Genomic DNA, 13,659 nt, shown 5'->3' on the forward strand with positions numbered 1-13,659 from the left:
GCGCTACTCCTGCGGTCTGGTGAACAGGACCAGGTGCGAACAGTCCTGACATCGATAGGCATCGACCAGCCAGTGCGGCCGGCCGGTGCGGATGGCGCCCCAGGAGCCGATCTTCAGGGCGCCCTCGGTCCAGCGGACGTGGCCGCGCGAACTGTCGCCGGAATCCTCGATGAAACCGGGAACCAGGCCGTCGCCGCCGCAATGAGTACAGTGCATCGCCGTCATCAAATGATGATGCCTGGACGATCAAAGCTGTCGGCAGAATTCGCGCAGGACGGAAAGGTGTTGTCCCGCAGTTGTCCTGGCTGCGGGCAACTCGGACCTGGCGCCGACCGGGGTCAGCACCTCCAGATAGCACTTGAGTTTCGGCTCGGTACCCGAGGGCCGGACCACGACGCGCGTGCCCGCGCCCTCGAAGATCAGCGCGTCGGTGCGCATCCGCCCGCGCACCTGGAGCAGGTCGGTGAACTTCACCGGCTCACCCGCGATCTCGTCCGGTGGGTTCGCGCGCAGCCGGGCGACCACCGCGGCCGCGTCCGCGGCCGAGGCCAGGCGCAACGACACCTGATCGGTACTGTGCAGGCCGAATTCGACGGCGTAGTCGTCGAGTTCGTCGCGCAGCGTGCGACCCGCCGCCTTCAGCCGCGCCACCAGATCCGCGCTCAGTACGGCCGCGGAGATGCCGTCCTTGTCGCGGACGGTCGCCGGGTCGACGCAGTGACCGATCGCCTCTTCGTAGGCATAGACCAGGCCGTCGCCCGCGCGGGCCAGCCACTTGAACCCGGTGAGCGTCTCGGCATAGCGCGCGCCGCGCGCCGCCGCGATCCGCGACAGCAGCCGCGAGGACACGATCGTCGTCGCCACCAGCGCGTCCTGCGGTGCGGTGCGCAGTACACAGTCGCCGAGCAGCACCCCGGTCTCGTCGCCGCGCAGCATGCGCCAGGTGTTGTCCGGCAAGGGTATTCCCACGGCGCAGCGGTCGGCATCGGGGTCGAGCGCGATCGCCACATCGGCCTCGACCCGCGCGGCCAGGGCGAGCAGGAGATCGGTGGCGCCCGGCTCCTCCGGATTCGGGAACGCGACGGTGGGGAAGTCCGGGTCCGGTTCGAACTGCTCCGCGACGACGTGCACATCGGTGAATCCCGCCGCGGCCATGGCCCGCAACGCCGTCTCGCCACCGACACCGTGCAGGGTGGTCAGCGCGATCCGGATCGGCGCGCGCGCACCCGGCCCGCCGAGCAGCGCGGGCAGCGCCGCCACGCGTTCCAGATAACGCCGCACCACCTCGTCGTCCGACGGTGCGACCGGCGTGCGTGCGATCGGCTCGGTGACCGCCTCGATGCAGCGTTCGATCTCGGTGTCGGCCGGCGCCAGCAACTGGGAGCCACCGTCGAGATAGACCTTGTAACCGTTGTCGGTCGCGGGATTGTGCGAGGCGGTGATCTGCACGCCCGCCACCGCGCCGAGCTCACGCACCGCGAAGGCGACCACCGGCGTCGGCAGCGGCCGCGGCAGCAGTGTCACCGGAAAGCCCGCCGCCGCAAAGATTTCCGCGGTCGCCGTGGCGAACTCGGCGGACCCGTGCCTGGCGTCCCTGCCGACGACCACCGCGCCGCCGCCGAGACACCGGCCGCGCAACCACTCGACGATGCCCGCGCTCGCCCTGCGCACCGTCGCCACATTCATGCCGTCCGGGCCGTCCTGCAACGGACCACGCAGACCGGCGGTGCCGAAGCGCAACATCTAGACCCGTTCCAGCACGCCGCGCAGCAGCTTGCCCAAACGCGGTGCGGCGGCGTGCCCTTCGGCGAGCACCTCGGCGTGCGACAGATGCGCGCCGGTCACACCCGCGGCCAGATTGGTCACCAGCGAGATGCCGAGCACCCGCGCGCCGGCCGCCCGGCACGCGATCGCCTCCAGCACCGTCGACATGCCGACCAGATCGGCGCCCATGGTGCGCAACATCCGGATCTCCGCCGGCGTCTCGTACTGCGGACCGGTCAGGCCCGCGTACACGCCCTCGGTCAGGCTCGGATCGATCTCCTTTGCCAGGGCACGCAATTCGGGATCCCACGCGTCGACCAGGTCCACGAAGGTGGCGCCCGTCAACGGGGTACGCCCGGTCAGATTCAAGTGATCGTCGATCAACACCGGCTCGCCGACCCGCAGCCCCTCGCGGATACCGCCCGCGGCATTGGTGAGCAGCACGATCTCGGCGCCCGCCGCGATCGCCGCGCGCACCGGATGCACCACATCGCCGGGCTGGTAGCCCTCATACAGGTGCTGGCGGCCCATCAACAGCAGCGCCGACGTGTCGCCGACCGCCACCGAATGAACCATCCCGCCGTGCCCCTGCGCACTCGGCATACCGAACCCGGGCAACTCGGACATCGGAACCGAGGCCCGCGGCGACCCGATCTCGGCCGCCGCCTCCTGCCAACCCGATCCGAGCACCACCGCAACGCGATGATGCGGCACTCCAGTACGTTCGGCGATCGCCTCGGCGGCCTGTGCGGCAAGCATGAACATCACGATACTGGGCCATCTACCGCGCGGGCGCGGCTAGTTCGCGGCCCCATTGATCACCGTCGCGAAGCGGTTCGATGCGAGGTGGCGGTCGGGCGACGGGTGGGGTGCTTCGTGGTGGGGTCGGGCTCGGCGGGGGTACCGGGGTGGGGCGGCATCAACTGTGATGTTGCTACCCGTGAGTAGGAAGAATGGGGTGGGGCCGATACGCTCCTGGCATGCCGTATCTGGAACGTGAAGGGGAAGTGTTCGTCGTCTACCTCGGGAACGAGGGGCAGACCGACAACGAGAACCGCTTCCACCCGGACTGGATCGATGAATTCCACCGGGTGCTGGACAAGGTGGAGGGCTCGCAGGGGCCCGCCGCGCTGGTGACGGTGGCGACCGGCAAGTTCTACAGCAACGGGCTCGACACGGACTGGTTGTTCGGCAACCTGGACAAGACGCACGGGTACCTCGATCGCGTGCACACGCTCTACACGCGCCTGCTGCAGTTCCCGATGCCGACGGTGGCCGCGATCAACGGTCACGCGTTCGGCGCGGGCGCGATGCTGGCCACCTCGCACGACTTCCGGCTGATGCGCGCCGACCGCGGCTTCTACTGCCTGCCGGAGGTGCACCTCGGCATGCCGTTCACGGTCGGGATGAACGCGCTGCTCACCGAGCGGCTGTCGAACCAGGTGTGCGTGCAGGCGATGACGACCGGTCACCGCTACCCGGCCGACGAGGCGATCGCCGCGGGCATCGTCGACGGCAAGGCCGATGCCGAGTCGTTGCTGTCCACCGCTGTCGCGCGGGCCGCCGCCCTGGCGAGCAACCGCAAGCCCAATCTGCCGGTGATCAAGACCGCGCTGCACGCCAACGCGCTCGCCGGTCTCGCGGTGCCGACCACGCCGGAAAACCTCGCCTTCGCCGCGGGCTGACCCGGGACGCGAATCCACGAATCCGCAGATCGAGCATGGTTGCCTGGACGGTAGCCACGATCTGAGCCGCGCTCGGTTTGCGGTGCAGTGCAAGACTGTGTGCCATGCCACCACCGCGCAGCGGGCACCAGGAATCACGCAGCGACTATCGCAGCGCTCGTGCCGATGCCGTGCAGCGCTGCGACGCTGCCATCAAAGCCGCGGGCGATCAGCTGATCGATCTGTCGCACTCGATCCACGCCGAACCCGAGCTCGCGTTCGAAGAGACGCGCAGCATGGCCAAGACCATCGCGCCGCTCGCCGAACGCGGCTTCGAGATCCGCCCCGGCGTGGCCGAGCTGCCGACGGCGTTTCGCGCGAGCTTCGGTAGTGGGCCGCTCACGGTCGCGCTGTGCGCGGAGTACGACGCGCTGCCGGGCATGGGACATGCCTGCGGGCACAACATCATCGCCGCCGCCTCGGTCGGCGCCGCGCTCGGCCTGGCCGAGGTCGCCGACGAGCTCGGATTGACCGTACTGGTACTCGGCACGCCCGCGGAGGAGAGCGGCGGCGGCAAGGTATTGATGCTCGAGCGCGGTGTCTTCGACGACGTGGCGATGGCGATGATGGTGCATCCCGGTCCGCTCGATATCGCCGGCGCGCACTCGCTGGCCATGGCCGATCTGTCGGTGGTGTTCCACGGTCGCGAGGCGCACGCGAGCGCCGCGCCGCACCTGGGACTCAACGCGGGCGACGCGGTGACCATCACCCAGGTTGCCCTCGGATTGCTGCGTCAGCATCTCCAGCCCGGCCAGCAACTTCACGGTATAGTCGGCGACGGTGGGGTAGCCCCCAACATCGTGCCCGGACGTGCGGAACTGCTGTATTACCTACGTGCAGTCGACTCGGCGTCACTCGACAATCTGATGCGACGAGCGTCGGCGTGTTTCGAGGCGGGCGCCCTCGCGACCGGCTGCCACCAGGAAATCCGGACTGTCGCGCCGACATATACCGAGCTGACACCCGATCCGGCGTTACTGTTTGCCTACCGCGAGCAGATATCCGGATTGGGACGAGTGCCGATCGCACCCGAGCTCGAGGCACAGCGGCCGCTCGGAAGCACGGATATGGGCAACGTCACCAACGTCATTCCGGGCATCCACCCAGTTATCGGCATTGATGCCGGTGGCGCGGTGACCCACCAGCCAGGCTTCGCCGCGGCGAGTGTCAACGCCTCGGCGGATCGAGCGGTGCTCGACGGTTCGCTCGCACTCGCGCGTACCGCGATCACCGCCGCGGGCGATGAAGAACAAAGAGACAGGTTGTTGCAACGGCTCGTTCAACGACAGGAGGCAATTCGGTGAGCAATACCGGCCGTTCGGCGGCGCGAGGTTCAGAGGCGGGGGCGTGCCTGGTCACGATGGGCCCCGAGAGCATCGTGATGCCGGACACCACGGTAACCGGGCGGGCGGCCGTCGAAGGCTGGCTGGCCGAGCACGCGGTCGACCTCGTGCAGTGGCGTCGGCACATCCACGCCAACCCGGAACTTTCCCGGACCGAGTTCGCCACGACCGAGTTCATCTCCTCGTGGCTGACCAAGGCCGGGCTCACCCCGCAGCTGTTGCCCGGCGGCACCGGGATCATCTGTGACATCGGCCCGGAAGGGCCGCGCATCGGCCTGCGTGCCGACATGGACGCGCTTCCGCTACAGGAATTCACCGGTCTCAGCTTCGCCTCCACCGTGCCCGGCGTCTCGCACGCGTGCGGCCACGACGCGCACACCACGATCCTGCTCGGCACCGCGCTGGCGCTGGCCGAGGTGCCGGACCTGCCGATCGGTGTGCGACTGGTGTTCCAGCCCGCCGAAGAGGTGATGCCGGGCGGCGCGATCGACGTGGTCGCCACCGGCGCGATGGAGGGTGTCGAGCGGATCTTCGCGCTGCACTGCGACCCGCGACTCGAGGTGGGCCGCATCGGCATCCGGGTCGGCGCGATCACCTCGGCCGCCGACACCATCGAGTTGGTACTGGACTCCCCGGGCGGCCACACCTCGCGGCCGCACCTGACCAGCGACCTGGTCTATGCCATCGGCACCGTGATCACCGGTCTGCCCGGTCTGCTCAGCCGCCGCATCGATCCGCGCACCAGCACCGTGATGGTGTGGGGCGCGGTGAGTGCGGGCAAGGCGCCCAACGCGATTCCGCAGACCGGCATGCTCACCGGCACGGTGCGCACCGGCGATCATGCCACCTGGTCGTTGCTGGAGCCGATGGTCCGCGAGATCGTCGACGGCCTGCTCGCCCCGACCGGCGTGCGCTACCAGCTCAACTACCGCCGCGGCGTGCCGCCGGTGGTCAACGACGAGGAATCGACCCGGATGTTCGAGGACGCGATCCGGATGATCGGCCCGGACGCCCTCGCCGACACCATGCAATCCGGTGGTGGCGAAGACTTCTCGTGGTACCTGGAGGAGGTGCCCGGCGCGATGGCCCGCCTCGGTGTCTGGTCCGGCCACGGCGAGCAGCTCGACCTGCACCAGCCGACCTTCGACCTCGACGAACGCGCGCTCTCGGTAGGCGTGCGGGTGATGAGCAACATCGTCCTCAACGCCGGACTGAGCTGATTCGCCGCGGAGCGAGCCGCAGCGCAACGAGGCTGCGGCTCGTAACCGCTGGGGGACACAAACCCGGCTGCGGCCACGCGGCGCAAGATCAGCCGAAGTTGCCTGGGCCTACGTTGCGACTGTTCCTGGTGCGCAGTGAGTGCACGTAATCCTCTGGCGCACCGGCTTTTTCGGCCGCGTCGGCGATGACGCCGATGTAGCGCGCCGACGGCAGCCCGCCTTCGTAGGCGTCGAGCACGTACAACCACGACAGGGTCGGCTCGGCGCCGCTCTCGCTGCGGGTGACGCGCAGACGGATCTTTTTGTGGATGCCGAAGTCCGAGCCTTCCCAGCGGTCGAGCCGCTGCTCGTCTTCGGGGGAGACGTCGTAGAGGACGACGAAGACTCGGGAGCCGGGCTCCTCGACCACTGTCGCCAATGGTCCTTCCCAGCCGATGTCGTCACCGGCGAAGGTGAGCCGCCAGCCTTCCAGCCAGCCCGTTCCGGACATTGGCGAGTGCGGGCAGCGCTCGAGCATCTGGGTTGAGTCCATGTTGGACCCGTAGGCGGCGTAGATCGGCACCAGCAAAGGGTAGCCAATAAGATCCTGGGATCGACTCTATCCCGGCCAGATGCGGTATTCCCGTGGCGCGCCCCGGGCGCGGCGACCTGGGGAATGGCGGCGGGCCCGGTGGCCGGGACCGGTCGGCACCTGGGCGGACCGCCCTGACCCGGCGGGCGGGTAGTCACGGTGTGACCTGCCTCGCCCGATAACGTTGACAGGTACCGGAGATCCCGGTGCGCAACCCTGAAGCGGAGGTATCCATGACCCGCATTGCGATCATCGGTGGCGGACCGGCCGGCTACGAGGCGGCGCTGGTGGCAGCCCAGCACGGTGCGTCGGTGACGCTGATCGATAGCGACGGCATCGGCGGGGCATGTGTGCTCTGGGACTGCGTTCCCTCGAAGACTTTCATCGCCTCCACCGGCGTGCGCACCGATCTGCGCCGGGCCAGGGATCTCGGTATCACCCTCGACCCGAATCAGGCGACCGTGCAGTTGTCGGAGGTGAACGGCCGCGTCAAGGCGCTCGCACTCGCGCAGTCCTCCGATATCCGGTCGAAGTTGCAGACCGTGGGCGTGACGGTGCTCGCCGGTCGCGCCGAGCTGGCCGGTCCGGCCACCGGTCGCGCGGGACATCAGGTCCTGGCGAAGCTGGCCGACGGCACCGAGTCGACGATCGAGGCCGAGGTTGTGTTGATCGCCACCGGCGCGAGCCCGCGCGTGTTGCCGGGCGCCGAGCCGGACGGCGAGCGCATCCTGAACTGGCGTCAGCTCTACGACCTGGAGGAGCTGCCGGAGACCCTGGTCGTGGTCGGCTCGGGTGTCACCGGTGCCGAATTCGTCTCGGCCTACACCGAAATGGGCGTGCGGGTGCGGCTGGTGTCCAGCCGGGACCGGGTGCTGCCCGGCGAGGACGCCGACGCCGCCCTGGTGCTCGAGGACGCGCTCGCCGAACGCGGTGTCGAGCTGGTCAAGCACGCCAGGGCCGACGCGGTCGAGCGCACCGCGGAGGGCGTGGTGGTCAAGCTGGCCGACGGCAGGACGGTGTCCGGCTCGCACGCGCTGATGACGGTCGGTTCCACGCCGAATACCGAGGGTCTCGGCCTGGACCGGGTCGGCATCGAGCTCGATCGCGGCGGCTACCTGCGGGTGGACCGGGTGTCGCGGACCTCCGTGCCAGGCATCTACGCCGCGGGCGACTGCACCGGCCTGCTGCCGCTGGCCTCGGTGGCCGCGATGCAGGGCCGGATCGCGATGTATCACGCGCTCGGCGAGGGCGTGAGCCCGATCCGGTTGAAGACGGTGGCCTCGGCGGTGTTCACCCGCCCGGAGATCGCGACCGTCGGCGTGAGCCAGACCGCGATCGACAACGGCGAGACCCCGGCGCGCACGGTGATGCTGCCGCTGAACACCAACCCGCGCGCGAAGATGTCGGGCCTGCGCCGCGGCTTCGTCAAGATCTTCTGCCGCCCCGCCACCGGCGTGGTCATCGGCGGTGTGGTGGTCGCGCCGATCGCCTCGGAACTCATCCTGCCGATCGCGCTCGCGGTGCAGAACAACCTGACCGTCAACGACCTGGCCCAGACGTTCTCGGTCTACCCGTCGCTGACCGGGTCGGTCACCGAGGCGGCCCGGCAGTTGATGCGTCACGACGACCTGGACTGAGCTCCGGAGCGAACCTTGTTCGAATGGGGTTGCGTTCCAGCGCGGTTCGTGCGGACTTTAGGTCTTCATTCACATTGCTCATCAGGCCTACATATGGTTCACTTCCCGCAGAGATGCGATCGGCGGGCGGTCGCGTGGTTCGGTGTTCGGGGGGATGGATCTTTCCCAGTCGAAACGGCGAACGACCCTCGCGTCGTTCGGCGACCGGGCGTCTCGACAGAGACAACTGTGTGTGGCCGAATCTGGACACACCCGGGAAAGGGAATGCGAAAAGTGAAACATCGTAAGCCGAGTCGGGCGCAGCGAGCGATGGCTAGCACCTCGTTGCCACTGGCTACCGCGGCTGCCGTGGCCACTCTGTTCGCGGCGCCGGCGGGGGCGGCTCCAGGGGATCCGACCGTTCCACCTACCACGGCACCGCCTGCGCCGTCACCGGCGCAGCCGGGCGTGAACGAGGCTCCGCCGAGCCCGGACACCACCAAGCCGGACCCGAACAAGCCGACGGTGCCGCCGGCGCCGAGTCCGAGCCAGCCGGGCGTCACCACGCCCGACCCCGACCAGGTCATGCCGAATCCGCAGAAGGATCCGAAGCTGGCCCAGCCGACCCAGCCGGGCGTCACCACGCCGCGGATCGCGCCGCTGCCGGTGCCGGGGCAGAAGGACCAGCCCCTGCCCGCGGTTGTGCCGGACCCGCCTGCCGGTGCGCAGGACGAGCAGCAGCCCGGCGAGCCGAAGCAGGCGCAGCCCGGCACCGCGCCCGGTACCCAGGCGCAGCCGGGCACCGGCGAGAACGCGCAGGCCCAGCAGCCAGAGACACTGGTGCAGCCGCAGCAGCAGCCGCGTTGGCAGGCCCCGCAGTTGCAAGCCGCGCCGCCGGCCCCCGTGGTCGAGATGACCGGTCCGCACCAGGAGATCGGTGCGAACATCGACGGTGGTTCGGTGCTGCCCGGTTACGTGGCGAACACCCACCACTTCAACAACGAGCACGGCTATGTCGGCACCGTCGGCTACCGCACGCCGACCGGCGCGGGCGAGGCGGGCGTCTCGGTCGAGTACGTCGACGCCAACACCGTCAAGGTGACCACCTACACCGGTGGCGAGGGCCTGTCCGACAACAAGACCATCTCGGTGTTCGACACCACCCAGGCCAACCTGGCCAAGGCGGCGGTGGAGAACTGGATCCGGGAGCAGCCGGGCGGCGCGGCCGCACTCGAAGCCGCTGCGCAGGTTAAACTTCCACTCCAGCCGGGCGATTTGGCTCCGCAGACGGTCGAGGTGGGTGGTGTCACCACCCAATGGGGTGGTTCACTCCAGTACTGACACGATCTGATTTCGACGGGTGGGGCGGTCGTTCACGACCGCCCCACACGTGTGTCCTGGGGAAAGGATGAGGTGTGACCTCAGACGGTGATCCGAGGAAGGACGAATCCGACGATCGGCCCGCGTCGGATTTCGGCCCGCCGGTGGGCGAATTCGGCCCGCCTGTATCGGAATTCGGGCCGCCCCTTGCCGAGTTCGGTCCGCCGATGGGCGATACCGGGCCGCGCTGGCCGGTGCCGGAGCAGAGCGCCGATCATCCTGAGTTGGTGTGGCGTCCCGCCGACGAGTGGGAGCCGACCCCGGCGCAGTATCGCGCGCCGGACGCCTCGACACCGCCCGCGCCGGACCCGCGGCAGCGCCTGCCCGCCCCGCAGCCCGGACCGCCGGAGCGCGAGCGGCCCGCGAGCGCGGCCGCCGACGCCGACAAGGACTCGTGGTGGACCCGCCCCACCGATACCGGCAGCGTGCCGAAACCGCCGCCGTTGACCTCCCCCGGGCTGTCCTGGGCGGACGATCCGATCGCGCAGCGGCTGGCGCCGAGCACGCCCGCGGCCCCGCCGCCGCGCAAGTCCGGTTCGCACCGGGGACGCAACATGCTGGCCGGAATTCTCGCGGTCGTCATCCTGATCGGGCTGACGGTGACCGTGATCGTGGTGTCCAGAAACGGCGGCGGCGATCCCGTGTCGGCCGACTCGACCACCGCGGCCGGGTTGACCTGCCCGTCCGGCAAGGACGGCAAGGTGACGGTCGGCAACGGCAACGGCGACACCGCGAGCGGGGCCGGTGCGATTCTCGGCTTCCAGTACGCCTTCTATGTGCAGCGCAGCGGCGCGCAGGCCAGGGCGTTCGTCGCGCCCGACGCGGAGAACGTCTCCTCGGCCGAGATCATCCAGGGTGGCATCAACGCCGAGGTCCCGGTGGGCACCAAGCACTGCCTGCGGATCACCGAGGTGGCCTCCGACACCTTCGACGTGGACCTGACCCAGCGCAAACCGGACGGTACCGAGACCATCTACCACCAGACCATCACCACGGTGGTCCGGGACGGAAAGGTGCTCGTCTACTCGATCAAGCCGCGCGAGGTGTAGTCAATTCTCATTATGTGAGAAATGAGTTTCACATATTGGTCGGGTCGTGCGAAGGTGGACCTCCGCGTATCTGGCGTCCGTTCGGAGGTTCCCATGTCGCCGACCCGTCCCATGCTGGCAGCCAAGCTCGGTGGACTGCAGAGCTCGGCGATTCGTGATCTGCTCGAGCTCACGGCGCGCGCCGAGATCATCGGGCTGGCCGGCGGTCTGCCCGACGCCGAGCTGATGCCGCGCGAGCGGATCGCCGAGGCCACCGAGGCCGCGCTGCGCAACGCCGCCTGCCTGCAGTACACCGTGTCGCCGGGCTGGGCGCCGCTGCGCGCGGTCCTTGCGGAACGGGAGACGGCGCGACTGGGCCGGACCGTGCCCGTCGCCGAGGTGTTCGTGACTCATGGCTCGCAGCAGGCACTTTCGCTGCTGGCCGAGGTGCTGCTCGATCCCGGCGCGCTGGTGATCGTCGAGGATCCGGCCTATGTCGGTGCGTTGCAGGTCTTCCGGGCCGCCGGCGCGCGCATCGTCGCCGTGCCGCTCGACGCGGATGGCATGCGCACCGATGTGCTCGCCGACCTGCTCGCGCGCGGCGAACGGCCTACGGTGGTGCACACAGTGAGCAACTTCCACAACCCGGGCGGGGTCACGATGAGTGCCGCGCGCCGCGCCGAACTCGCCGAACTCGCTGAGCGGCACGGTTTCTGGGTGATCGAGGACGACCCGTACGGTGAGCTGTGGTTCGACGCACCCGCGCCGGCGCCGATCGCCACGTACTCCCGCAACGTGATTCGGTTGTCGAGCTCGTCGAAGATCCTCGCGCCGTCGCTGCGGGTCGGCTGGCTGGTCGCGCCGAACGAGGTGTGCCGCGCGGTGGAGTTGCTCAAACAGGGTGCGGACCTGTGTGGTTCGGCGTTGACCCAGCAGATCGCGGCCGAGCTGCTCGCCGACCGGGACTGGCTCGGCGCCCACGTCGATCACGTGCGCACCGTCTACGGCGCGCGGGCCAAGTCGCTGGTGCACGCGGTGCGCGGCCGCTTCGGTGATCGGGTGCGTTGCACCGACGCGACCGGGGGCATGTTCGTCTGGGCCGATTTCACCGACGGCACCGATACCCAAGAGCTGCTACCGCGCGCCTTGGCGGCGGGCGTGGCCTACGTGCCCGGTGCCGCGTTCGCCGTGGACGGCGGCTACCGCGACGCGCTGCGGATGTGTTTTACGACTTTCGATGGTGCGACGCTGACCGAGGCGGTCGATCGGCTGGCCCGCGCGGCTCAGTCCGTCCAGCCGTAGGTGCGCTCGACGGCCTTGTTCCAGCTCCGGAGGTGCTCGGCCCGGTCCGCCTCGGACATGGTCGGCTCCCAGGTCTTGTCCGCGGCCCAGTTCCGCACGATGTCGTCGGTGCTCGACCAGAACCCGACCGCGAGGCCCGCGGCATAGGCGGCGCCGAGCGCGGTGGTCTCGTTCACCACCGGGCGGACGACGGGCACGTCGAGAATGTCGGACTGGAACTGCATCAGCAGGTCGTTGCCGACCATGCCGCCGTCCACCTTCAGGGTGGTGAGCTCGAGGTCGAGGTGCTCGGACTCGGCGTCGGCGCGCATGGCGTCGACCACCTCGCGGGTCTGAAAAGCGGTGGACTCCAGCACCGCTCGGGCCAGGTGGGCCTTGTTCACGAACCGGGTGAGCCCGGCGATCACCCCGCGCGCGTCGGGGCGCCAGCGCGGCGCGAACAGCCCGGAGAACGCGGGCACGATGTAGGCGCCGCCGTTGTCCTCGACGCTGCGGGCCAGCGGCTCGATCTCGGTCGCGGACGAGATGATGCCCAGATTGTCCCGAAACCACTGCACCAGTGAGCCGGTGACCGCGATCGAGCCTTCCAGGGCATAGACCGCCTCCGCGTCGCCGAGCTGATAGCAGACGGTGGTGAGCAGGCCGTGCTTGCTGACCACCGGCGTGGTGCCGGTGTTGAGCAGCATGAAATTGCCGGTGCCGTAGGTGTTCTTGGCCTCGCCCGGGCTCAGGCAGGCCTGGCCGAAGGTGGCCGCCTGCTGGTCGCCGAGAATGCCCGCGACCGGCACCCCTTGCAGCGGACCGGCTTTGATCTGCGCGTACACCTCCGAGGAGCTGCGGATCTGCGGCAACATCGCCTCCGGCACGCCGAACTCAGCGCAGATCCGCGAATCCCATTGCCGGGTCCGCAGATCCATCAGCATGGTGCGCGAGGCGTTGGTCACGTCGGTGATGTGCTCGCCGGTCAGGTTCCACAGCACCCAGCTGTCGATGGTGCCGAAGCAGAGCTCGCCCGCCTCGGCGCGTGCACGGGCGCCGTCCACGTGGTCGAGGATCCAGCGCAGTTTCGGGCCCGCGAAGTAGGTGGACAGTGGCAGGCCGGTGCGCTCCTGGTAACGGGTCGGCCCGATATCGCCGCCCAGCTCTGCGGTGAGCTGGTCGGTGCGGGTGTCCTGCCAGACGATGGCGTGGTGAATCGGCTTCCCGGTGGCCCGCTCCCACACCACGGTGGTCTCGCGCTGGTTGGTCACCCCGACGGCGGCGATGTCCTCGCTGCTCAGCTCGTGTGCCTCCAGCACCTCGCCGAGCACGGATTCGGTGTTGCGCCAGATGGTTTCGGCATCGTGCTCGACCCAACCCCGGCGCGGGAAGAGCTGTTCGTGTTCGCGCCGGGCGACGCCGACGACGCGCCCCTGCCGATCGAAGACGATGCACCGACTCGAAGTCGTGCCCTGGTCGATGGCGGCCACATAGCGACGCATTCGTGCAGGCTACTAAAAGCCGCACGGGCTGTGGCCCATTGTCGCCCCGCCGGTCGCGCCTCGCCGCGGCCGCGTGCCTGGATTAGGGTTGGTGTCGGGTTACCGACCGGTAGCGCCCGACGACACGGGCGCACCTCGCGGTCGACGAGATCGCGGACCGTTCGCCTAGCCTGTTAGCAGCAGCAGCTCGAGCTATGCCCGAAGAAGACCACAACGTCGTCGGCAACCGG

General features: G+C 69.3%; 12 protein-coding genes. 7 read left to right on the top strand and 5 right to left on the bottom strand.

All coding sequences use genetic code 11. The annotated features are described in order from the left end of the window. Positions 1-3: 3 nt before the first annotated feature. The 3 genes from F5X71_RS05550 to F5X71_RS05560 are packed head-to-tail and all read right to left on the bottom strand — an operon-like array spanning position 4 to position 2,523. The gene (locus tag F5X71_RS05550; protein ID WP_167460958.1) at positions 4-225 is read right to left on the bottom strand and encodes a hypothetical protein; all 222 of its coding nucleotides are present in this window, start codon (positions 223-225) and stop codon (positions 4-6) included. 21 nt (positions 226-246) lie between these two features. Further along, positions 247-1,743: a phospho-sugar mutase gene (locus tag F5X71_RS05555; RefSeq protein ID WP_167460959.1), complete on the bottom strand. Its 1,497-nt coding sequence runs from the start codon at positions 1,741-1,743 to the stop codon at positions 247-249. Further along, entirely contained in the window at positions 1,744-2,523 is a 780-nt protein-coding gene (locus F5X71_RS05560; RefSeq protein ID WP_167460960.1) for a purine-nucleoside phosphorylase, read from the bottom strand. A 221-nt stretch (positions 2,524-2,744) separates the two neighbouring features. Here F5X71_RS05560 and F5X71_RS05565 point away from each other — a divergent pair, with 221 nt between their 5' ends. From F5X71_RS05565 to F5X71_RS05575, 3 genes are all read left to right on the top strand, one after another. After that, positions 2,745-3,449: an enoyl-CoA hydratase-related protein gene (locus F5X71_RS05565; RefSeq protein WP_167460961.1), complete on the top strand. Its 705-nt coding sequence runs from the start codon at positions 2,745-2,747 to the stop codon at positions 3,447-3,449. A gap of 104 nt (positions 3,450-3,553) precedes the next feature. Continuing rightward, positions 3,554-4,792: a M20 family metallopeptidase gene (locus F5X71_RS05570; protein WP_238815730.1), complete on the top strand. Its 1,239-nt coding sequence runs from the start codon at positions 3,554-3,556 to the stop codon at positions 4,790-4,792. A gap of 77 nt (positions 4,793-4,869) precedes the next feature. Next, positions 4,870-6,051, top strand: coding sequence for a M20 family metallopeptidase (locus tag F5X71_RS05575; RefSeq protein ID WP_167466242.1), 1,182 nt, complete (start codon positions 4,870-4,872; stop codon positions 6,049-6,051). Positions 6,052-6,139: 88 nt separating this feature from the next. On the opposite strand, the gene F5X71_RS05580 is transcribed toward F5X71_RS05575, so the two are convergent. Further along, positions 6,140-6,613, bottom strand: a complete 474-nt coding sequence (locus F5X71_RS05580; protein ID WP_167460962.1) for a gamma-glutamylcyclotransferase — start codon at positions 6,611-6,613, stop codon at positions 6,140-6,142. A 242-nt stretch (positions 6,614-6,855) separates the two neighbouring features. Here F5X71_RS05580 and F5X71_RS05585 point away from each other — a divergent pair, with 242 nt between their 5' ends. The 4 genes from F5X71_RS05585 (at position 6,856) to F5X71_RS05600 (ending at position 11,948) form a co-directional block, all read left to right on the top strand. Then, complete coding sequence (locus F5X71_RS05585; RefSeq protein WP_167460963.1) at positions 6,856-8,259, top strand: NAD(P)H-quinone dehydrogenase; 1,404 nt, start codon at positions 6,856-6,858, stop codon at positions 8,257-8,259. A gap of 447 nt (positions 8,260-8,706) precedes the next feature. Further along, positions 8,707-9,579 carry a hypothetical protein gene (locus F5X71_RS05590; protein WP_238815731.1) on the top strand — a complete coding sequence of 291 codons (873 nt, stop codon included), beginning with the start codon at positions 8,707-8,709 and terminating at the stop codon, positions 9,577-9,579. Positions 9,580-9,653: 74 nt separating this feature from the next. Further along, a complete protein-coding gene (locus F5X71_RS05595; protein ID WP_167460965.1) occupies positions 9,654-10,667 on the top strand; it encodes a hypothetical protein in 1,014 nt (337 codons plus the stop codon). A gap of 93 nt (positions 10,668-10,760) precedes the next feature. Then, complete coding sequence (locus tag F5X71_RS05600; RefSeq protein WP_167460966.1) at positions 10,761-11,948, top strand: PLP-dependent aminotransferase family protein; 1,188 nt, start codon at positions 10,761-10,763, stop codon at positions 11,946-11,948. Here F5X71_RS05600 and glpK read toward each other — a convergent pair. After that, positions 11,930-13,429: a glycerol kinase GlpK gene (gene glpK / locus F5X71_RS05605; protein WP_167460967.1), complete on the bottom strand. Its 1,500-nt coding sequence runs from the start codon at positions 13,427-13,429 to the stop codon at positions 11,930-11,932. The two genes, F5X71_RS05600 and glpK, sit on opposite strands and share 19 nt — an antisense overlap. Between the last annotated feature and the right edge of the window lie 230 nt (positions 13,430-13,659).

Source organism: Nocardia brasiliensis, from assembly GCF_011801125.1.
Lineage (GTDB): Bacteria > Actinomycetota > Actinomycetes > Mycobacteriales > Mycobacteriaceae > Nocardia > Nocardia brasiliensis_C.